The organism is Terrabacter sp. R4-6, from assembly GCF_057529065.1.
The window spans coordinates 1836047-1856541 of record NZ_CP197224.1; the positions used below are offsets into that span (position 1 = coordinate 1836047).

Consider the following 20495-nt stretch of genomic DNA (forward strand, 5'->3'; position numbering starts at 1 on the left):
ATGAGGCCGTGAAGACTGACGTCCTCGTCGTCGGCGGTGCCGGCGTCGACACCATCGTGCGCGTCGAGACGCTCCCCGTCCCGTTCGCCGACTCGCACGTCGTCCCGCCGATCGACACCGTCGTGGGCCACACGGGCAGCGGTGTGGCGCTCGGCTGCCACCGGCTCGGGCTCGCCACGCGCTTCGTCGACGTCATCGGCGACGACCACGAGGGCCGGATGCTGCTCGACCGCTTCGCGGCCGAGGGCCTCGCCTTCGACCACGTCGTCGACGGGAGCGGCACGCGTCGCGCCGTGAACCTCGTCGACGCGACGGGACGACGGATGTCCTTCTACGACCCGCGCCACCCCTACGACCTCGCCCCAGACCCGGCGCTCTGGCGCGGACCGCTCGAGGAGGCGCGGCACGTCCACGCCTCGATCATGCCGTGGACGGTCGGTGCCCTCGAGGAGGCCGCCGCCGCGGGAGCCACGACGTCGACCGATCTGCACGACTGGGACGGCCGCAACCCGCACCACCGCCCGTTCGCGTATGCCGCCGACCTCGTCTTCGTGTCGGGCTCGCGCCTGCACGGGGTCGAGGACGACGTCGTCGCCGACGTGCTCGACCGCGGGCGGGCGCGGCTCGTCGTCGTCATGGACGGCGCCCGCGGCAGCCGGGTGACGGTGCGCGAGGGCGGGTCGTTCGCTGTGGCTGCCGTCGACCTCGAGGGCCGTCCGGCCGTCGACTCGAACGGCGCGGGCGACGCGTACGTCTCGGCGTTCCTGCACGCGTGGCTGGCCGGAGGCGACGCCCGCGCGGCGGCCCGGGCCGGCACCGTCGCGGGCGCGTGGGCCTGCGGCACCGCCGGGACGCACTCGAGCCTCATCGACCCGGCCGAGCTCGCCCGCCGGCTGTCGGTCCACTACGGCGGCACCGGCCGGGACTGAGCACCCGACCGGACCGCCTCGGCGCTCACTCCGTCGGTGCGTCGTCCGACGTCCCGCTGCCGATGTTGACCATCCAGCCGATGCCGAACCGGTCGGTCAGCATGCCGAACTCGTCGCCCCACGCCTGCTTCTCGAGGGGCATCATGACGGTGCCGCCGTCGGCGAGCTTGTCCCAGTAGCCGTGCAGCTCGTCGGTGTCGTCGCCGCTCAGGCTGACCGAGATGTTGGTGCCCGGCTGGTAGGGCATCTGCTCGGGGGTGTCCGATGCCATGATCGTGTAGCCGCTCGGCGTCTCGAGCTGGGCGTGCATGACGTTGTCGGCGTTCGGCCCGCTGTCGCCGAACTCGCCGAACGTCGACACCGTCAGCTCGCCGCCGAAGACGGACCTGTAGAACTCCATCGCCGCTCTGGCGTCGTCCTTGAAACCGATGTAGGGGTTGAGGCGGGATGCCATGGCCGTGCTCCTCTCGGGTGAAGCGGATCCTTCACGGTAGGACCGCCGACCGACAGCCGCGGCCGCTTTCAGTACGAGCGTCGCGACCGGGCTGCTCCCCGGTTCGAGCCGAGAGGAGCCTGGGGCCGGCCGTCGTCGGTCGGTCCCAGGCCGCCCTGGCAGCCGGGGCAGTAGAACATCGTGCGTTCGCGCGTGGGCTCGCCGATCATCGCGACCCGCACCGTCGCGCCGCAGCGCCGGCACGGCCGACCGCTCCGCGCGTGGACGTAGTGCGCCTCGTCGAGGCGCTGGCTCCCGGTGCTCGACTGCACCGCGTGGCGCCGGCCGTTGTCGATGAGGCGGTGTGCCCGGGCCACGACCCGCTCGACGGTCTCGCGGCCGAGCTCGTCGGCGACGCTCCACGGCGGCACCTTCTCGAGGAAGAGCGTCTCGGCACACCACATGGTGCCGACGCCCGCGAGGTTGCGCTGGTCGAGCAGCGCCTGGCCGACGGGGACGTGGGCGGCGGCGACGTTGGCGACGGCTCGCTCGAGGTCCCAGTCGGGGCCGAGCACGTCGGGCCCGAGGTGGCCCACGAGGTCGCTCTCACGCGCGGTCGGCACGAGGTCGAGCATGCCGAGGCGCAGCCCGAGCGCGGTCCAGTCGGGCGCCGCGACGAGGGCCCGCAGCTGCGGGTTGCGCCGCCACCGGGCGGGCAGGCCGGCCGTCGCCTCGACGCGCCACTGACCCTCCATGCGCAGGTGCGAGTGCAGGGTCAGACCCCCCTCGACGCGGTGCAGCACGTGCTTGCCCCGGCTGACGACCTCGAGCGTCGTGCGGCCGGTGAGGTCCGCGGTCGCGATCTCGCCCGGCCAGCGCAGGTCGGACTCGACGATCTCGCGGCCGGCGAGGGCCTGGTCGAGCCGGGTGGCCGTGCGCCACACGGTGTCTCCCTCGGGCACGCCACCTCCTGATCACCGGTCGTTCACCTGCGCGGTCGCGCGCCCGTCCAGCCTATTCACATCTCCCGACTACCTTCGCCGGGTGCGTGACCTCTCCGTCGTCGTGTCCGCCCACGGCTCCTGCGACCGGGTGGCCGCGTGCCTCGGTGCGCTGGCGGCCCAGACCCTCCCGGCCGACCGGTTCGAGGTCGTCGTCGTGCTCCACGGCCCGGGGTCGAGCGCCCGGGACGCCGTCGAGCGCGCGGCGCGGGGACCGTCGGCGGGCCACGAGGTCGAGCTCGTCGACGCCGTCGCCGGCTCCCCGGGCGCCGCCCGCAACGTCGGCGTCGGACTCGCGCGCGCCCCGTGGACGACGTTCGTCGACGGCACCGACGCGGTCGCGCCGACGTACCTCGAGACGTTGTACGCCGTCCGCCACCGCGAGCGCATCGTCGTCAGCACCACGCCGGCGGGCGACGACGCCCCGCGCCATGTCGCGCCGCACCTCGCGGCGGAGAGCCTGCGCGGGCGGCGCGGCAGGCTCTACCCGACCCGGTGGCTCGTCGACACCCCGTTCGTCGAGGGTCTCTGCGGCAGCGAGGACACGGTGCTCCACGGGCAGCTGCTCAGCCGGTTCGACCGACAGTTCGCCGAGCTCGACCTGACGCCTGCCCCTCTCGGCACGCCCGACCACCGGACCGGCGCTGCGGTCGACGTCGACCCCGACGCGGCCGTCCGCTCCCACCTGGCCGTCCTCACGGCCCTGACGACGGGGACGCAGGCCGACCCTGCCGACCGGACCGCGGTCACGAACGCCCTCGTGGCCGCGGAGGTCGCCGACCTGCGGCAGGTCGCCGAGACCCACCCCGGCGGCCGGGCCCACGTCGAGGCCGCGCTCCGCCACGCCGGCATCCCCGGCATCACCGCCCTTGCCCCGGCCCACGTCGACGGGACGGCCGACGGCTTCGGCCTCTTCCACACGCCACCGTCGGACGCCCGGTCCCTCGTCGTCGTCGCGGGCAGCGCCGGGTCCGTCAACGCGCACGCGCGGATGCTCGGCTTCCTCGCCCGCAGCGGTCACGGCATCCGCGTCCTGCACTACCGAGGTCGGCTCGAGCAGAGCTTGCGCAGGCTGCCCGACACGCATCGCATCAAGGTGCTCCCCACCTCGCTCGGCTGGATCGAGTCCCGGCTCACGGCCGGCGGGGCCCGCCACCGACGGATCGCGCTCCGGGCCTCGCAGGAGGGCCTGCGCCTGGGACGGCGCGCGCTCCCCGAGCTCGTGCCCGCCCGGCTGGCCGCGCCCGCCTACGGCCGCGTCGACACCCGCGCGGCCGCGCTGCTCGCCGAGCCGGGCACGCGGGTCGTCCTCGACCGCGCCGGCTCGACCCTGCTGCGCACGTGGGGCGACGCCAGTCCCACCGTCGGCGCGCACGAGCTCGCCGGCCTCGTGCTGCGCACGGCCGCCAGCCAGCTGCGGGGCTCGCTCGCCGACGCGCACGCCGCCCGTGCGGCATCGCGCCTCCTGCGCGACGAGACCGCACGCACCCGGGTCGAGCTCGACCCCGAGCTGTGGACGATGGTGGCCTACCGGCTGCTCCGCGCGGGGCGGCTCGAGGCCGCGACCGCCCTGCTCGACGACCGGGAGGCCCTCTTCGGCGAGCTCCCCCACCCGGCACTTCGGGCGCTGCACGCCGTCCTCACCGGGGTCGACCCCGGGACCGTCGACGTCGTCGGCGCCGCCCGGGTGACCCTGCGTCACACCGACGAGGCGCTCGCGGACGGCGACCTCGACCGCGCCGCCTTCCTCACGACGGTCGCGCTCGACCTGCTCTTCACGCGGCGCCTGCACACGGCAGAGACGCGCTCGGCGATCGTGTCGGAGCCGGACACCTTCCTCGCGCCCCTGCGCGAGACCGAGGTCGGGCGCCTGCTCGGTCTGCGCACCCCGAGCCCGACCACCCGTCAGGCCACGCCGCCCGGAAGCGGCCGACCGCGCGTCACCGTGCTGCCGGGCGCCTACCCGAAGTTCGCCTCCGCGGTCGTCGCCGGGCTCGCCGAGCACGCCGACGTCGAGGTGCTCGACCTCTCGGCCCGGCAGAAGCGCTTCGCCAACACCGGCGTCGACCCCGTGACGCTGCGCGAGCGGCTGCTCGCCGCGACGGGGCACCCCCGGCCGTCGACCTCGCCACCGCGGAGGCGCTCCCTGCTGCACGGCTGCACCCAGAACGCGACGGCGTACTTCACGAGCTCGGGCTGGCGCACCTTCGCGACCGGCACGGCTTCGCGCTCGTCCTCGCGCAGCAGAGCAGCAGCAACAACTCGAGCTCGTGCTTCAACTGGTTCCAGTCCGGCGACACGGCCCGCGGCCAGGGCGAGGCGGCGAGCATCGCCCAGATGGTCGACTACGCGACGGCGAACTACGGCAGCGACCCGCGTCGCGTCTACGTCACGGGCCTGTCGGCCGGCGCCGCCATGACGGCAGTCATGCTCGCGACCTACCCGGACACGTTCGCCGGCGGCTCGCTCAACGCGGGCATCCCCTACCGCTGTGCCACGTCGACGACTGCCGCCTTCTCGTGCATGAACCCGGGCGTCGACACGTCCCCGGCGGCATGGGGTGACCTCGTGCGGGGTGCGTATGCCGGCTACTCGGGTCCCCGACCCAAGGTGGCCATCTGGCAGGGCCAGTCCGACACCACCGTCGCGCCGGTGAACGGGGTCGAGCTGCGCGACCAGTTCACGAACGCGAACGGCGTCTCCCAGACCCCGACCTCGACGGGCACCATCAGCTCCGGGGTCACGTGGGAGGACTACGCCGGCCAGGTGCGTCTGACGAAGATCGCGGGGATGGGCCACGGCACGGCCGTCGACCCGGGCACGGCCGCCGACCAGTGCGGCACGGCCGGCGCGTACTTCATCGACACGGTGTGCGCGGCCTACGACGACGTCCGGTTCTTCGGCCTCGACGGCGGGAGCTCCCCGACCCCCACGAGCACGACGAGCACGACGAGCACGCCGAGCGGGACCACGACGAGCACCCCGACGACGTCGACGAGCACGACCTCGGCGCCCGCCCCGACCTGCATCACGTCGAGCAACTACGCCCACGTCGTCGCCGGGCGGGCCTACCAGTCCGGCGGATACGCGTACGCCCTCGGCTCGAACCAGAACCTCGGCCTCTACAACACCTTCTACACGGCCACGCTCGAGCAGTCCTCCCCCGGCTACTGGGAGAAGTGCTGAGCAGGCTCAGTTGAGCTTGCGGGTGTCCTCGGGCAGTGCGCCACCGGCGTAGACGTCCTCGGCGAGCCGGGCCAGGGCGGTCAGGGCGACGTTCTGGCTCCACGGCCCGTAGGACACCCGGGCGACGCCGAGGCGCTGGAGCGTCGCGAGGTCGAGCGAGCCGGGGATGGCGATGACGGTGACCGTCTGCGGCCCCAGCTCCTCGACGAGCCGGCTCACGGTCCTCTCGTCGAGCTTGCCGGGGACGAAGAAGGTCGAGGCGCCGGCGTCGAGGTAGGCGCGGCCGCGCTCGACGGCGTCGGCGAGGACGTCGGCCGGGTCGCGGTCGCCGGCCTTGACGTACGCGTCGGTGCGGGCGTTGAGGACGAACGGGATGCCCGCCCGCTCACCGGCGGCGACGGCGGCCTCGACGGCCCGGACGGCGTCGGGCAGGGGCTTCATCTGGTCCTCGAGGTTGGCGCCGACGACGCCGACGTCGATGGCCCGGGCCACCGTCTCGCCCGCGTCGCCGTAGCCCGCCTCGAGGTCGGCCGTCACCGGCAGGTCGACGGCGGCGGCGATGCGACCGACGGCGTCGATCATGAGGTCGCGCGGGATCTGCTCGCCGTCGGGGTAGCCGTACGACGCCGCGATCGAGTGGCTCGCCGTGGCGAGCGCCTTCGTGCCGGGAGTGTCGGCGACGACGCGGGCGGTGATGACGTCCCAGACGTTGACGACGAGCAGCAGCTCGGGGTCGCGGTGCAGGCGCTGGAGCTCGTGGGCCTTGGCAGCGGTGTCCATCTCTCGGGTCCTCTCGGTCGCGGTGCTCGACGGGGTGGACGTACCCGGACGCGACGGGGCACCGACGGCCTCGTCCGCGGCTAGCATCGCGACGTGATCGGGTCGTACGCGTCCGCCGGAGCCTGGGGTGCCCGCCACGGTCCCGTGCTCATCCGGCGGTGGCTCGACCGCGAGCGCGCCGCGACCTTCGTGCTGCTCCTGCTCGGCGAGCTCGTCCTCCTCGCCGCCTTCGCGAGTGGGCTCGTGGCGCTCCTGCTCGTGTCGCAGGACGAGCCGCTCTGGCTGCGCGCGCTCGGCGTCGGCACCTTCGCGATGGCCACCTGTGGCGCGGTCGTGTGGGTCGCCGAGGCGGTCGCCCGCTGGTCGTGGAGCGTGCGGCGCCCGGGGCGGCTCGTCCTCGCCGCAGCGCCGTCCGGTGCCGCCTCGACCGCCGTCCTGCGCTCACGCGGGTCGTTCGCGACGCCGCTCACCAACGCCGTCCTCGTGACGGCCTGGTGCGTCTTCATGGTCGTGCTCACCGCGCCGGCCGCCTGGGCGGCCGTGCTCTTCGGCCTCGTCACGCTCGCCGCCGGCGCGCGGCTGGCGCCCTTCGTCCTCGGTCGAGCCCGTCCCCGGTCGCGTCGCCGTCCCGGTCGCCTACCTCTGGCTCCGCGCGGACGAGCTCTCCGAGCTCATCGGGTGGTATGCCGCCCAGCCGGCTCTGCGGGCACGCCTCGGCACGCAGGAGTCCCTCGCGTGGCGGCCCACGGCGCCGAGCGCCGTGACGATGACCGACGGCGACACCTTCTCCTGACCCCCTTCAGCCGCCGGGTCACCCGCCTGGTCAGCCGCCCGGTTGGCCCTGCTGCTCGGGCCCGATCCGGTAGGGCCGCATCATCTCGTTGTCCTCGTGCTCGACGATGTGGCAGTGCCAGACGAACTGGCCCGGGTTGCTGAACCTGGCCCGGATGCGCGTCACCTCGCCCGGGTAGGCGACGACCGTGTCCTTGACGCCGCTCTCCCACGCCTCGGGCGGGCGGGGATCGCCCGCGAGCCGGGACGGCGGGTCGGTCTCACCGTCCTCGTTGGTCACCAGGGCCTGTCGGTCGACCACCTCGAACGTCGTCTCGTGGACGTGCATGGGGTGGGCGTCGGCCGTGAAGTTGTGGAACTCCCAGATCTCGGTGTCTCCGACGCGAGGACCCTCGGTGACCGGGTCGGCCCACATGAGGTGCTCCGGACCGCCCCCGCTGTCCACGGTGCCCAGCAGCGCCTCGGCGGGTCCGTCCCAGACGTCCGACATCATCTCGAGCAGGGCGAGCGGCCGGGTGCGCGTCTCGGCCGGCAGCGGCGCGAGGGCCGGCAGGCGCAGGAACCGGGGTGGCGTCGTGGGGTCGGGTCCGGTGGCCGGCACGACGCGGAACTGCAGGACCTGCCCGGTCGTGTCGAGGTCGGCAGCGTCGAAGTCGTCGTCCGGCTCCCCACCTCCGAAGGGCTCGTCGGGGCCGACGTTGGCCAGGACGTGCTTCCCGACGGGCACGTGCGTGAAGTCGACGACGAGGTCGGCGCGCTCGGCCAGGCCCATCAGGAGCCGGTTGTCGTGGTCGGCTGTGAGGTTCACCGGCGCAGCCAGGAAGCCGCCCTCGTTGCCGATGGCCCAGACCTCCACGCCGGGGATGTGGGCGAAGTCGAGGATGAGGAAGCGGGACTGGCAGCCGTTGAGGAAGCGGAACCGGTACCGGCGTTGCTCCACGACCTGGAAGGGCCACGTGTTGCCGTTGACCATGATCGTGTTGCCGAAGAACTCGGGGTTCCAGATCGGCGAGAGGTCCGTGTCGGGGACGAAGCCCGGGTCCGCCGCCGTGGCGCCGTCGAAGAACTCGCGGCTGTCGGGGTAGAAGAGGGAGCCGTCCTCGTCGAACGCCCGGTCCTGGATCGCGATCGGGATCTCGTAGTAGGTCTTCTTGGGAGGAAAGGCGTCCCCCCTCTTCGGCGCGGGTCCGGGCAGCACGGCAGTCGCACCGGATCGGACGTCGAGGACAGCCTTATCGCCCTGTGGTCCACCCCTGACGAGGAAGAACCCGGCGGGCCCCGCGTACACGTTGAGGCGGGTCATGCCGAGGGTGTGGTCGTGGTACCAGAGCGTCGACGCACGTTGGTCGTTCGGGTACTGGAAGACGGCGTAGCCCGGGCCCCACCCGGAGCCGAACTTCCGGGCTGCCTTGTCCCTGAAGAAGGCGTACCAGGTGCCCTCGGTCGCGTATCCGGTCGGCAGGTCGCCGGCTGCCGGCAGGAACCAGGCCTCCGGGTAGCCGTCGCTCTCGTCACCGACGCCAACGGCTCCGTGGAGGTGCGTCACCATCGGAACGGGACCGGTGTAGCGCCCCGGGGTCTGATGGAACTCCGGCCGGGTGTCGCGCCCGACAACCCCACCGGGCGGGTTGGCCCAGTGCAACGTCGGGTCGACCGGCAGCAGGTGCGGCAGGTAGTTCCCGCCGGTGTCCACGAGACCGTTGATCCACTTGACCCGCACCGGGCGGCCCCACGTGGACTCGATGGTCAGCGACGGGGCGTGATGGAGCAACAGTCCCTTCTTGCTGCCAGAGGCCACAGCGCCGTAGCCCCACACCGTCGTCGCGGGCAGGCCGGCCGGAAGGATCTGCTGGGAGAGCTGCGTCACCGAGATCTCGTAGTAGTCGACCGGTTTGCCGCCCTTGCGCTTGATGGTCCCCGCGCGCGGCATCACCGGCGGTATGAGCAGCGGCGTCACGAACTTCGGCACCGAGCCCGCGTCCAGCGAGCCCCCGGGGACCGACGCCACCGCCCGCCGCGTCCCTGCCGGTCCGTAGGCGTAGAGCACGAACCCGGCTCCCGCCACGCCTGCTGCCCTGATGAAGCTCCGTCGACTCACCGGCCGACGGCCCGGCTCGCCAAGACCCGTCATCTCGGTCACCACCCAGATCCCTGACCTGATCGATGGCGTCCCCCGGCAGCGCCACGCTGTCCGTGCTCCCCCGGTCTCCTCAGGATCCCACCGGGGAGGGGGCACCACACGGGAACCCGAAAAGGTCGAGTGGTCGCGCCTCAGCGGCGCAGGCGCAGGCCCCGCGGGGTCATGTGGAAGCCGGCCTGTGACAGGGCCTGCACGAGCGGGTGGTCGGAGCCGAGCACCGAGGCGCCGTCGGCCTTCTCGACGGTGAGCCGGCCGAGGGCTCCCTCGCGCACGGCGAGCGCGAGCGCGTCGGCGGCGGCCTGGAGGTGCTCGGGATCGTCGGACCAGCAGAGCATCGTCTTGCCGCCGCGCTCGACGTAGAGGACGAGCTCGCCGTCGACGGTGACGACAAGGGCTCCTGCCTTGCGCCCGGGCTGGTGGCCCTTGCGGCGCGAGGCGCCCTTGGCCGGGATCTCGCCTGCCGCGTCACCGGAACTCGGTGCGCCGTCGGGCTCCTGGGCGGCGTCGGTGAGCCCACGCTCGGGCCAGGCGATCGCGGCGCCGTAGGGGTTGGCAGGGTCACTGGCCGCGAGGACGAGGGCCGGCGGTCCGGAGCGCTCACGGCCACGCTGGCCTCCGCGGCCAGTCGCGGCGGGTGTCGGCGTGAGCCACTCGTCGCGCTCGGCAGGGTCGACGCGTCGGCCGCTGCCGCCCTCGTCGCCTCCGGGCAGGCGTGACATCGACCGGAGCCGGTCGACGGCGCCCGTCGAGGCGAACTGCGAGGCGCCGAGGCCCTCGACGAAGTAGCCGCGCCGGACCTTGCCGGCCTCCTCGGCCGCGGCGAGCACGCGATAGACCGCCGCGAAGCCGCCCGGGACGTCCTCGGTGACGACCGACCCGCGGGTCAGCACGCCGTAGCGGTCGAGCAGCAGCTCGGCGTTGGTGACGGCGCGCACCGTCGGGTCGGACTCGGCGGGCGGGAGCGCGGTCCAGCGACCCACGCCGGTCGACGGTCCGGAGCCGACCGCGCGGCCTGCCGCCAGTGCCTTCCCCGTCGCGGCCTCCTCGGCGGCCTCGACCTGGGACGGGCTCGTGCCCGCGAGGGGCCCGCGTAGGGATCCGAAGCGGCCGAGCGAGCCGCGCCGGCCGGCATACCTGCTCGACCGTGGGCCGGAGGAGGTGCGCTTGTGCGCGGTGCGTCCGCCGGCGAGGAGGGCGCGCAGCGGCGCGATGGTGTCGTTGGTGACGCGCCCCGACCACAGCAGCGACCACAGGGCGTCGTTGAGCTCGCTGTCGCCGAGCCCCACGCGGGTCGAGAGGGCCCGGAAGAAGTACGCGCCGCCGCCCTCGAGCGCGTCGAGGACAGCGCGCTCGTCGTCGGAGAGCTCGACGACCTCGGGTGGCGTGAGCGTCAGGTGGGCGGCATCGGCGAGGTGGAGGCTGACCCAGCCGTCGTCGCCGGGCAGCGAGCCGTGGCCGCGCCAGACGACCTCGCCCGAGCTCATCACCTCGTCGAGCAGCGCGGGGCGGTAGTCGGCGACGCGCGCCGGCAGCACGAGCGACTCGACGGCGCTCGCGGGCACCACGGCCCCGGTGAGCTGCTCGACCGCACGCAGCAGCCCTTCGCGGCCGCGCAGCCCGCCGCCGACGCCCTGCCACTGCGGCAGGAAGCGGGCGAGGTCGGGCTGGGCGACCGGCTCGACCTCGTGCCGGAGCGCGGCCAGCGAGCGGCGCCGGAGCAGGCGCAGCACCTCGGCGTCGCAGAACTCGGGGCCGTGACCACCACCGTTCTCGGTGGGCAGCAGCTCGCCCTCGACGACCCGGCCGGCCGAGACGAGTCGGCGCAGCGCGTCGTGGACGACCGCAGGTCCGACCCCCCACCAGGACGCGACGGTCTGGACGGCGAAGGGACCGTGGGTGCGGGCGAAGCGCGCGACGAGGTCGGCGAGCGGGTCGGGCACCGGGTCGAGGAAGGCCTGCGGCACCCCGACCGGGAGCGCCGTGCCGAGGGCGTCGCGCAGCCGGGCGGCGTCCTCGATCGCAGCCCAGCGGTCGTCGCCGCCGACGCGCACGGCGATGACCCGGCGGGCCGCCTCGAGCTCGGTGAGGGCCGCCTCGACGGCGACCGGCTCGAAGCCCTCGGCCGCCCGGGCGACGATGTCGCGGACCGACAGCGGGCCGAGCACTCGGAGCAGGTCGGCGACGTCCTCGCCGTCCCGCGCCCCGCGCTCGGGCGTCAGCCGCTGCAGCTCGGCCTCGGTGCGGGCCACCGCCTCGGGGTCGAGCAGGTCGCGCAGCGCGAGCGCCTCACCCTGGCCGAGCAGCTCGGACAGCAGCGACGGGTCGAGCGCGAGCGCCGCCGCCCGGCGCTCGGCGAGCGGCGAGTCGCCCTCGTAGAGGTACTGGGCGACGTAGCCGAAGACGAGCGACTTGGCGAAGGGGCTGGGCTGGCTCGACTCGACGTCGACGACCTTGACGGCACGCGAGCGGATGTCGCCCATGAGCTCGACGAGGCCCGGTACGTCGAAGACGTCCTGGACGCACTCGCGCACGGCCTCGAGGACGATGGGGAAGCTGGGGTACTGGCTGGCCACCTCGAGCAGCTGGGCGGCGCGCTGCCGCTGCTGCCAGAGCGGCTGGCGCTTGTCGGGCCGGCGGCGCGGCAGCAGGAGCGCCCGGGCCGCGCACTCCCTGAACCGCGCTGCGAACAGGGCCGATCCGCCGATCTCCTGCGTGACGAGCTCGCTCACCTCCTCGGGCTCGAGGGTGACGAGCTCGACGAGCTGCTGGCCGACGGCCGCGCCGTCCTCGAACTCGAGGTCGGGCAGCCGGAAGACGATGCCGTCGTCGCCGTGCATGGCCTGGACGTCGATGCCGAAGCGCTCGCGCATGCGCGCCGCGACGCAGAGCGCCCACGGCGCGTGCACCTGCCCGCCGAAGGGTGAGAGGACGGCCACGCGCCAGTCGCCGATCTCGTCGCGGAAGCGCTCGACGACGATGGTGCGGTCGTCGGGGACGTGGCGCGTCGCCTCCTTCTGCTCGGTGAGGTAGCCGATGAGGTTGTCGGCGGCCCACTCGTCGAGGCCGGCGGCCGTGACCCGCGCGCGGGCCCGCTCGGGCGTCAGTCCGACGATCTCGCGGACGAAGCCACCGAGGGCGCGGCCCAGCTCGGCGGGCCGGCCCTGCTGGTCGCCCTTCCAGAACGGCAGCTTGCCGGCCTGTCCGGGAGCGGGCGTCACGAGCACCCGGTCGTGGGTGATGTCCTCGATGCGCCACGTCGAGGTGCCGAGGGTGAAGACGTCGCCGACGCGCGACTCGTAGACCATCTCCTCGTCGAGCTCGCCGACCCGGCGACCGGGCCCCTCCCCGGAGGCGAGGAACACGGCATACAGCCCCCGGTCGGGGATGGTGCCGCCGCTCGTCACGGCGAGGCGCTGGGCGCCGCGGCGACCCGAGAGCGTGTCGGTGACGCGGTCCCAGACGATGCGCGGGCGCAGCTCGGCGAACTCGTCGGACGGGTAGCGTCCGGCGAGCATGTCGAGCGTGGCCTCGAGGACCGAGCGCGGGAGCGAGGCGAAGCTCGCCGTGCGGTGCACGAGCGCCTCGACGTCGGCGACGCTCCAGTCGTCCATGGCGCACATCGCGACGACCTGCTGGGCGAGCACGTCGACGGGGTTGGCCGGGATGCGCAGCGACTCGATGGCGCCGGCGCGCATGCGCTCGACGACGACGGCGGTCTGCACGAGGTCGCCGCGGAATTTCGGGAACATGACGCCCTGGCTCACGGCGCCGACCTGGTGCCCGGCGCGACCGACGCGCTGGAGCCCGCTCGCCACCGACGGCGGGCTCTCGACCTGGATGACGAGGTCGACGGCGCCCATGTCGATGCCGAGCTCGAGGCTGCTCGTCGCGACGACGGCGGGCAGCCGGCCGGCCTTGAGGTCCTCCTCGATGGTGGCGCGGTGCTCCTTGCTCACGGAGCCGTGGTGGGCGCGAGCGAGCACGGCCGGCGCGCCGCGCGACACCCCCGCCTGGGCCATGACCTGGGCCGGCGGGCGGGTCGACAGCGCGGCGAGGCCCGGGACCGGGAGGTCCTCCTGCTCGGCGAGGCGCTCCTCCCAGATCTCGTTGAGGCGCGAAGTGAGCCGCTCGGCGAGGCGCCGCGAGTTGGAGAAGACGATCGTCGAGCGGTGCTCGGCGATGAGGTCGACGATGCGCTCCTCGACGTGCGGCCAGATGCTCGCCTGCGGCGCCTGCCCCGCGGCCGGTCCGGACAGGTCGGGGACCCCGGGCGAGATCTCGGCCGGGGCGCCGCCCAGCTCGCCCATGTCGGGGACGGGGACGACGACGTCGAGGTCCCACTGCTTCGTCGACACCGGCTGCACGATCTCGACCGGTCGGCCGCCCGCGAGGTAGCGCGCGACCTCCTCGACGGGGCGCACCGTCGCCGAGAGACCCACGCGCTGGGCGGGGGTGGGCAGCAGGGCGTCGAGGCGCTCGAGGCTGAGGGCCAGGTGGGCGCCGCGCTTGGTGCCGGCGACGGCATGGACCTCGTCGATGATGACCGTCTCGACGCCCTTGAGCGCCTCGCGCACCGACGAGGTGAGCATGAGGAAGAGCGACTCGGGCGTCGTGATGAGGATGTCGGTGGGCGTACGGGCGAAGGCCCGGCGCTCGTTGGCGGGGGTGTCGCCCGAGCGCACGCTGACGCTGATGTCGGGCGGCGGCAGCTCGAGCCGCGTCGCGGCGTGGCCGATGCCGACGAGCGGGGCGCGGAGGTTGCGCTCGACGTCGACGGCCAGCGCCTTCATCGGCGAGACGTAGAGGACGCGGCACCGCTCGAGCCGCTCCTCGGGGACCGGCTCGCTCGCCATCCGGTCGATGGCCCACAGGAAGGCCGAGAGCGTCTTGCCCGAGCCGGTCGGGGCGACGACGACGGTGTGGTGGCCCGAGCTGATGGCGTCCCACGCGCCGGCCTGGGCGGTCGTGGGCGCGCTGAAGCTGCTCCGGAACCACTCGGCGGTCGCCGGAGAGAATCGGTCGAGCACGTCGACCTGCTTGCCCTGTGCCATCGGGGTCAGCCTGCCATCCCGCGCCGACACCACAAGGCCCGCCGGGCCTCAGGAGAGGTACGGGTTGCCGCCGCTCCACTTGAGCACTCCGGTCCAGGCGGGCCGCACGAGCGGGTCGTAGCTCTTGCGCGCGTGGAAGGCGACGCGGAGCACGCCGCCGTCGTTGATCACCTCGGCGCCGCCCGGGCCGCAGAAGCGGTCGGTCGTCGAGACGCCCATGCCGCCGACCCAGCGCGGGTTGCCCAGGGCGAAGAGGTCGGTGCCCGACCAGACCTGCGTCGCGTAGGTGCAGTCCTTGTAGCCGTTGCGCGACACGAAGAGGTGCACCTTGCCGGCGGAGTCGCGGTAGACGTCTGGCGCCTCGGCGACGCCGAGCCGATGCGGCTCGCGCTGAGGACGACCCTGGGCGAGCCGGCCAGCGTCGTGCCGGCCGCGTTGTCGACGCGCACGGCCATGATCTGGAAGCGGCGCGGGCTGTAGTTGCCGATCTTGTAGACGAGGTAGCGGTTGCCGTAGCGGGTGCGGTACTCGACCGGGTCGATGGCCTCGGAGTAGCCCGCGGGCGGGCAGATGAGCGGCGTCGACACCGGGCTGAAGGCACCCGTCGGCGACGACGAGCGGGCCGCGCCGATGCAGTGCTTGTTGTGGTTGGCCGTGCCGGGGGCCTCTCGGCGGGCGGCGAAGTACATCGTGAAGCGCTCGGAGCCGGGCGTCGTCGCCGTCTGGAAGACGTGCGGTGCCCACAGCTGCGCGGGCGAGCTGTCGGTCGTCTCGAAGGTCCAGGCCGGGCGGGCGTTCATCGAGTTGCCGAGGACCGAGAAGCCCGACCCGGGCGACGCCGAGCGAGCGACCCGGAAGCCTGCGCCCGTCGCGTACAGGTAGTACTTCGTGCCCTGGGCGCGCGTCGTGAACGTCGCGAAGCCGGGGTCCGGGAAGTCCCGGGCGATGACGTTGCGGGCGCTCGCGCCCGTCGTGACGGCCTGCGCGGGCGCGCTCGCGAGCGCTCCCGGCATGGCGACCGCCGCGACCGCCGCGGCCGCGAGGGCAGCGGCGACTGCTGACTTCTTCATGTGGTGTGCCTGTTTCCCCTGGAGAGACCGGGCGGCCTGCCCGGTCAGCGCGATTCTGCGCCCTCGGCACTGGCGGCGTCGATGGGTACCCCTACCCGGATCCGGGCCGGGCGACGGTTGGGAGCATGGCCCCGCCGGACGGCATACTCGCGTGGTGACGAAGAACCTCAGCGAGCGCATCCCGCGGGACCCCGATCCCGACGCCCTCTACGAGGTCTTCACCGAGTGGACGACCGAGCGCGGCCTCACGCTCTACCCGCACCAGGAGGAGGCGTTCCTCGAGATCCTCAGCGGGAGCAACCTCATCCTCTCGACGCCGACGGGCTCCGGGAAGTCGCTCGTCGCGACGGCCGCGCACCTGACGGCGCTCGCCGACGACCGGGTGTCGTTCTACACCGCGCCGATCAAGGCGCTCGTCTCCGAGAAGTTCTTCGCGCTCTGCGAGCAGTTCGGCGCCGACAACGTCGGCATGATCACCGGTGACGCGTCCGTCAACGCCGACGCCCCGATCATCTGCTGCACCGCCGAGATCCTCGCGAACCTCGCTCTGCGAGAAGGCAGCTCGGCCGACGTCGGTCTCGTCGTCATGGACGAGTTCCACTTCTACTCCGAGCCCGACCGCGGGTGGGCGTGGCAGGTGCCGATCATCGAGCTGCCGCACGCGCAGTTCGTCCTCATGTCGGCCACCCTCGGTGACGTCACGATGTTCACCGACGACCTGACCCGACGCACCGGCCGCTCCACGGCCGTCATCAGCGGCACCGAGCGTCCCGTCCCCCTGGAGTTCTCGTATGCCGTCACCCCCCTCCACGAGACCATCGAGGAGCTGCTCGAGAAGGACCGCGCGCCCGTCTACGTCGTCCACTTCACGCAGGCGGCCGCCCTCGAGCGCGCCCAGAGCCTCATGGCGGTCAAGATCACGACGCGCGAGGAGCGCGAGGCGATCGCCGAGCGCATCGGCGCCTTCCGCTTCGGGGCGGGCTTCGGGCGCACCCTCTCGCGGCTCGTGCGGCACGGCATCGGCGTGCACCACGCGGGCATGCTGCCGAAGTACCGCCGCCTCGTCGAGCAGCTCGCCCAGGACGGCCTGCTCAAGGTCATCTGCGGCACCGACACCCTCGGCGTCGGGATCAACGTGCCGATCCGCACGGTCCTGCTCACCGGCCTGACGAAGTTCGACGGCACGAAGCAGCGCCTGCTCAAGGCGCGCGAGTTCCACCAGATCGTCGGGCGCGCCGGACGGGCCGGGTTCGACGCACGCGGCTGGGTCGTCGCCCAGGCTCCCGACCACGTCGTCGAGAACCTCCGGGCCGTCGAGAAGGCGGGCGACGACCCCAAGAAGCAGAAGAAGATCCAGCGCAAGAAGGCGCCCGACGGCTTCGTCAACTGGTCCGAGGAGACGTTCGAGCGGCTCATCGTCGCCGAGCCGGAGCCGCTCCAGCCGCGGATGCGCGTGTCGCACTCGATGCTCGTCAACATCCTGGCGCGCGAGGGCAACCCGGTCGCCCACGCGGCGCGCCTGCTCTCCGACAACCACCACGAGGCCAAGGACCAGCGGCGCCTCCAGCGGCATGCGCTCGTGCTGGCCAAGGAGCTCATCACGTCCGGCGTCGTCGAGCGCCTCGCCACCGTCGAGGACTCCGGCCGACGGCACGCGCTGACCATCGACCTCCAGCGCGACTTCGCCCTCAACCAGCCGCTCGCACCCTTCGCCCTCGCCGTCATGGACACCCTCGACCCCGAGAGCGACACCTACGCCAGGGACCTCGTCTCCGTCATCGAGGCCATCCTCGAGGACCCCCGACAGGTGCTGTGGGCGCAGGAGTTCAAGGCCCGGGGCGAGGCCGTCGCGGCGATGAAGCTCGACGGCGTCGAGTACGAGGAGCGCATGGAGCGGCTCGAGGAGGTCACCTGGCCCAAGCCGCTGGCCGAGCTGCTCGAGGTGACGCTCACGGCCTACCGCCAGAGCCACCCGTGGATCTCGCAGGACGCGCTGTCGCCGAAGTCGGTCGTCCGCGAGATGTACGAGCGCGGCATGACCTTCAACGAGTTCGTGTCCTACTACGGGCTGTCCCGGTCCGAGGGGCTCGTCCTGCGCTACCTCACCGACGCCTACCGCACCCTGCGGCACACGATCCCCGAGACCAGCCGCACCGAGGAGCTCGAGGACATCATCGAGTGGCTCGGCGAGCTCGTGCGCCAGACCGACTCGAGCCTGCTCGACGAGTGGGAGGACCTCGTCAACCCGAGCGACGCCGTGCTCACCCAGACCGACATCGCCCCGCCGGCGCGGCCGATCACCGGCAACGAGCGGGCGTTCACCGTCATGATCCGCAACTCGATGTTCCACCGGGTCGAGCTCGCGTCCCGCGACGAGTGGGAGGCGCTCGGTGCGCTCGAGGCCCGCGTCGCCGAGCTCACCGACCCCCCGCAGAAGGTCGTCATGGACGCCCAGGCGTGGAACGACGCCCTCGGCGCCTACTACGACGACCACGACGCCATAGCGACCGACCAGGGGGCGCGCTCACCGGCGCTGCTCCAGGTCGAGCGCACGCCCGCCGAGTGGCGGCTGCGCCAGGTCGTCGTCGACCCCGAGGACGACAAGGACTGGGGCATCACGGCCGTCGTCGACCTCGCGGCGAGCGACGAGGCCGGCGCTGCCGTCCTCACCGTCACCGGCTTCGAGCGCCTGGGCGGCTGACCGTGGCGGTTCGCGAACACCCCACCGACCACGACGGCGTCCTCGTCGAGGCCGCCGACGGCGGCAACGGCACGGGCGTCCTCGTGCTGTCCGGGTCGAGCGGCCGCGTCGAGCGCGACCGGGCGCGGCTGCTCGCCGGCGCCGGCGTGACCGCCGCACTGACCTACCGGTGGTTCGGCGGCGAGGGCCAGCCGGTCGGCATCTGGGAGTACCCCCTCGAGGCCTTCGCCCCCTCCGTCGCGTCCCTCGCCGAGCGCTGCGACCGCGTCGTGCTCGTGGGCACCTCCAAGACGGCCGAGGCCTTCCTCGCGTATGCCGCCGACGACCCGGTCGTCGACGCCGTCGTCGCGCTCGCGCCGAGCCACGTCGTGTGGGCCAACGTCGGCCCCGGCCCCGACGGGGAGCTGCGCCCGCAGCACTCGTCGTGGTCCCGTGCCGGCGAGGCGCTCCCGTTCGTGCCCTACGAGGACGCGGCCGAGCCCGCGGGCGAGCCACCCGCGTTCACCCCCGTCTACGCGCAGAGCCTGCGCTCGGCGGGGGCAGCGGTGGCCGCCGCGACGATCCCCGTCGAGCGCTTCTTCGGCGACGTGCTGCTCGTGGCGGGCGGCGACGACCAGGTGTGGCCGTCGGTGACCTTCGCGCGGGCCGTCCAGGCCCGGCGCCGGGCCCTCGACCTGCCGACGACGCTCGTCACGCACCCGCAGGCCGGGCACCGCGTCATCCTGCCCGGTGAGCCCGTCGCGGGCGGCGGGCTGCGGATGGCCCGTGGCGGCACCGAGGCCGCCGACCGCGAGCTCGGCGAGCGCGCGTGGCCCGAGATCCGGCGCGTCCTCGACCTGCACCGACGCGGGAGGCCGCGGATCTGAGGCACCTCGCCGGCCGGCATACGCCGATCTCCCGATGTGCCCGGGTGCACCTCAGAACGACGCTGGAGAGGCCAGCACGACACCGACCTCGAAGGATCCACGCCATGCTCTCCCCCCACATCGTCAGCGCCCTCCTCGCCCAGCGCGAGGCCGACCTCCGGCAGCGGGCCGAGCTGGCCCGCCTGCGTCACCCGGAGCCCGAGCCGGAGCACGCGGTCCCGGCGGGACGGCGCCGGACGTCGCGCGACCACGGCCGCCGCCGGCACCTGCGGCTCGTCTGAGCCCCCGGCCCGAGAAGCCCCCGGGCGACGCGCCGATTTCCTGCCCGACGTGGGTATGTTCCCCAGTGGCCCATCGGGGACCCCTCAACCGACAGGATCACGTGCATGGACTCCACAGACGTCAAGGTCGCATCACAGCGCGCGGGTGACCACCCGGCGCTCGAGACGGCAGCGCGCATCGGCTACGCCGTCAACGGCGTGCTGCACATCATCATCGGCGCGATCGCGCTGAGACTCGCCTTCGGAGCGAAGGGCACCAGCGCCGACCAGTCCGGCGCCCTGGGCTCGATGGCCGACAACGGCTTCGGCCTCTTCCTCCTCTGGGTCGCCGTCATCGCCTGGCTCGGCCTCGCCCTGTGGCAGATCACGGAGGCCATCTCCGGAGGCTGGGAGACCAGTGACCGGCTCAAGGCGGCCGGCAAGGCCGTCGTCTACCTCGCCCTCGCCTGGACCGCGTTCCGGTTCGCGAGCGGCAGCGGCTCCTCGAGCAAGAACCAGACCACCGACTTCACCGCGAGCCTCATGAAGCAGCCCGCAGGCCAGTGGCTCGTCGCCCTCCTCGGGCTCGCCGTCATCGGCGTCGGCGTCTACCACGTCGTCAAGGGATGGACGAAGAAGTTCCTCCAGGACCTCGAGACCCACCCGAGCGAGTGGATCGTCAAGGCCGGTCGCATCGGCTACATCGCCAAGGGCATCGCCCTGGCCATCGTCGGTGGTCTCTTCGTCCTCGCGGCCGTGCGGCACAAGCCCAGCGAGGCCCGCGGCCTCGACGGCGCACTCCGCAACCTGCTCGGCGCCCCCGGAGGCCCGGTGCTGCTCGCCCTCGTCGCGCTCGGCCTCATCGCCTTCGGCGTCTACTGCTTCGGCCGCGCCCGCCACGCCGACGTCTGAACCGCGCCGACTGACGCGCGACGCGCGACGGCCCCGAGTGCCCGGACATTTCCGGGCACTCGGGGCCGTTTCCGTCTCGACTGCATCAGGGCCACCGCCGCCTGCTCTGTGTGTCACGCATCACGAGTGCAGGAGGACACCATGACCACGATGTACCTGAACGAGGCCATCGCCCGTCAGCGCACCGCCGACCTCGGTCGACGGACCCGACGCGCCCAACGACCCGTCGTCGACCCGCAGACGACGCCGCGCAGCGGCCTGGTCCTCATCCGCGGGTGGCGCATGCGCCGGTCGCAGGTGTCCCCCGGTTGAGACCTCGCGGGAACGAGAACGGCGATGGCCGGGAGCCCGAATCGGGTTCCCGGCCATCGCCG

Annotated in this window: 15 protein-coding genes and 2 pseudogenes; 9 read left to right on the forward strand and 8 right to left on the reverse strand. The window is 73.4% G+C overall.

Annotated elements, in window-relative coordinates; genetic code table 11:
- Nucleotides 1-8: 8 nt before the first annotated feature.
- On the forward strand, nucleotides 9-929 hold the full coding sequence (locus ACSSS0_RS08685; RefSeq protein WP_487230801.1) for a carbohydrate kinase family protein: 921 nt from the start codon (nucleotides 9-11) through the stop codon (nucleotides 927-929).
- Nucleotides 930-954: 25 nt separating this feature from the next.
- Here the strand turns inward: ACSSS0_RS08685 and ACSSS0_RS08690 are convergent, their stop codons facing one another.
- A complete protein-coding gene (locus tag ACSSS0_RS08690) occupies nucleotides 955-1383 on the reverse strand; it encodes a VOC family protein (RefSeq protein ID WP_487230802.1) in 429 nt (142 codons plus the stop codon).
- 68 nt (nucleotides 1384-1451) lie between these two features.
- The gene (locus ACSSS0_RS08695) at nucleotides 1452-2324 is read right to left on the reverse strand and encodes a DNA-formamidopyrimidine glycosylase family protein (protein WP_487230803.1); all 873 of its coding nucleotides are present in this window, start codon (nucleotides 2322-2324) and stop codon (nucleotides 1452-1454) included.
- Between the two features lie 103 nt (nucleotides 2325-2427).
- Between ACSSS0_RS08695 and ACSSS0_RS08700 the strand changes: the two are divergent.
- Nucleotides 2428-2805 (forward strand): annotated as a pseudogene (locus tag ACSSS0_RS08700) (glycosyltransferase family A protein); the annotation flags it as partial.
- Between the two features lie 1070 nt (nucleotides 2806-3875).
- Nucleotides 3876-5549 (forward strand): extracellular catalytic domain type 1 short-chain-length polyhydroxyalkanoate depolymerase, encoded by a 1674-nt coding sequence (locus ACSSS0_RS08705; protein WP_487231199.1) that lies wholly within the window; start codon nucleotides 3876-3878, stop codon nucleotides 5547-5549.
- A gap of 6 nt (nucleotides 5550-5555) precedes the next feature.
- On the opposite strand, the gene ACSSS0_RS08710 is transcribed toward ACSSS0_RS08705, so the two are convergent.
- The 5 genes from ACSSS0_RS08710 to ACSSS0_RS08730 all read right to left on the reverse strand — a co-directional run bounded on the left by ACSSS0_RS08710 (nucleotide 5556) and on the right by ACSSS0_RS08730 (nucleotide 14639).
- Entirely contained in the window at nucleotides 5556-6329 is a 774-nt protein-coding gene (locus ACSSS0_RS08710; protein ID WP_487230804.1) for an isocitrate lyase/PEP mutase family protein, read from the reverse strand.
- An 80-nt stretch (nucleotides 6330-6409) separates the two neighbouring features.
- Nucleotides 6410-6889 (reverse strand): hypothetical protein, encoded by a 480-nt coding sequence (locus ACSSS0_RS08715; RefSeq protein WP_487230805.1) that lies wholly within the window; start codon nucleotides 6887-6889, stop codon nucleotides 6410-6412.
- Between the two features lie 263 nt (nucleotides 6890-7152).
- Nucleotides 7153-9186, reverse strand: a complete 2034-nt coding sequence (locus ACSSS0_RS08720) for a multicopper oxidase family protein (protein ID WP_487230806.1) — start codon at nucleotides 9184-9186, stop codon at nucleotides 7153-7155.
- A 206-nt stretch (nucleotides 9187-9392) separates the two neighbouring features.
- Nucleotides 9393-14312: an ATP-dependent helicase gene (locus ACSSS0_RS08725; RefSeq protein WP_487230807.1), complete on the reverse strand. Its 4920-nt coding sequence runs from the start codon at nucleotides 14310-14312 to the stop codon at nucleotides 9393-9395.
- Nucleotides 14313-14360: 48 nt separating this feature from the next.
- Entirely contained in the window at nucleotides 14361-14639 is a 279-nt protein-coding gene (locus tag ACSSS0_RS08730; protein WP_487231236.1) for a hypothetical protein, read from the reverse strand.
- Between ACSSS0_RS08730 and ACSSS0_RS08735 the strand changes: the two genes are divergently transcribed.
- Nucleotides 14634-14792 (forward strand): hypothetical protein, encoded by a 159-nt coding sequence (locus tag ACSSS0_RS08735; RefSeq protein WP_487231237.1) that lies wholly within the window; start codon nucleotides 14634-14636, stop codon nucleotides 14790-14792. The genes ACSSS0_RS08730 and ACSSS0_RS08735 overlap by 6 nt on opposite strands.
- On the opposite strand, the pseudogene ACSSS0_RS08740 reads toward ACSSS0_RS08735, so the two are convergent.
- Nucleotides 14771-15562 (reverse strand): annotated as a pseudogene (locus ACSSS0_RS08740) (family 43 glycosylhydrolase); the annotation flags it as partial. The gene ACSSS0_RS08735 and the pseudogene ACSSS0_RS08740 overlap by 22 nt on opposite strands.
- Between ACSSS0_RS08740 and ACSSS0_RS08745 the strand changes: the two are divergent.
- The 5 genes from ACSSS0_RS08745 (at nucleotide 15534) to ACSSS0_RS08765 (ending at nucleotide 20433) form a co-directional block, all read left to right on the forward strand.
- The gene (locus ACSSS0_RS08745) at nucleotides 15534-18083 is read left to right on the forward strand and encodes a DEAD/DEAH box helicase (RefSeq protein WP_487230808.1); all 2550 of its coding nucleotides are present in this window, start codon (nucleotides 15534-15536) and stop codon (nucleotides 18081-18083) included. The pseudogene ACSSS0_RS08740 and the gene ACSSS0_RS08745 sit on opposite strands and share 29 nt — an antisense overlap.
- Nucleotides 18084-18085: 2 nt before the next feature.
- Nucleotides 18086-18949 carry an acyl-CoA thioester hydrolase/BAAT C-terminal domain-containing protein gene (locus ACSSS0_RS08750; RefSeq protein ID WP_487230809.1) on the forward strand — a complete coding sequence of 288 codons (864 nt, stop codon included), beginning with the start codon at nucleotides 18086-18088 and terminating at the stop codon, nucleotides 18947-18949.
- A 104-nt stretch (nucleotides 18950-19053) separates the two neighbouring features.
- Nucleotides 19054-19230, forward strand: a complete 177-nt coding sequence (locus tag ACSSS0_RS08755) for a hypothetical protein (protein WP_435984379.1) — start codon at nucleotides 19054-19056, stop codon at nucleotides 19228-19230.
- A 105-nt stretch (nucleotides 19231-19335) separates the two neighbouring features.
- Nucleotides 19336-20121 (forward strand): DUF1206 domain-containing protein, encoded by a 786-nt coding sequence (locus tag ACSSS0_RS08760; RefSeq protein ID WP_487230810.1) that lies wholly within the window; start codon nucleotides 19336-19338, stop codon nucleotides 20119-20121.
- 141 nt (nucleotides 20122-20262) lie between these two features.
- Complete coding sequence (locus ACSSS0_RS08765) at nucleotides 20263-20433, forward strand: hypothetical protein (protein WP_487230811.1); 171 nt, start codon at nucleotides 20263-20265, stop codon at nucleotides 20431-20433.
- The last annotated feature ends 62 nt before the right edge of the window (nucleotides 20434-20495 follow it).

Bases quoted from the DNA above. Each gene is read 5' to 3' on its own strand.
- ACSSS0_RS08690 (WP_487230802.1), bottom strand. From the start codon at position 1,383: ATGGCATCCCGCCTCAACCCCTACATCGGTTTCAAGGACGACGCCAGA.
- ACSSS0_RS08710 (WP_487230804.1), bottom strand. From the start codon at position 6,329: ATGGACACCGCTGCCAAGGCCCACGAGCTCCAGCGCCTGCACCGCGAC.
- ACSSS0_RS08725 (WP_487230807.1), bottom strand. From the start codon at position 14,312: ATGGCACAGGGCAAGCAGGTCGACGTGCTCGACCGATTCTCTCCGGCG.
- ACSSS0_RS08755 (WP_435984379.1), top strand. From the start codon at position 19,054: ATGCTCTCCCCCCACATCGTCAGCGCCCTCCTCGCCCAGCGCGAGGCC.
- ACSSS0_RS08760 (WP_487230810.1), top strand. From the start codon at position 19,336: ATGGACTCCACAGACGTCAAGGTCGCATCACAGCGCGCGGGTGACCAC.
- ACSSS0_RS08765 (WP_487230811.1), top strand. From the start codon at position 20,263: ATGACCACGATGTACCTGAACGAGGCCATCGCCCGTCAGCGCACCGCC.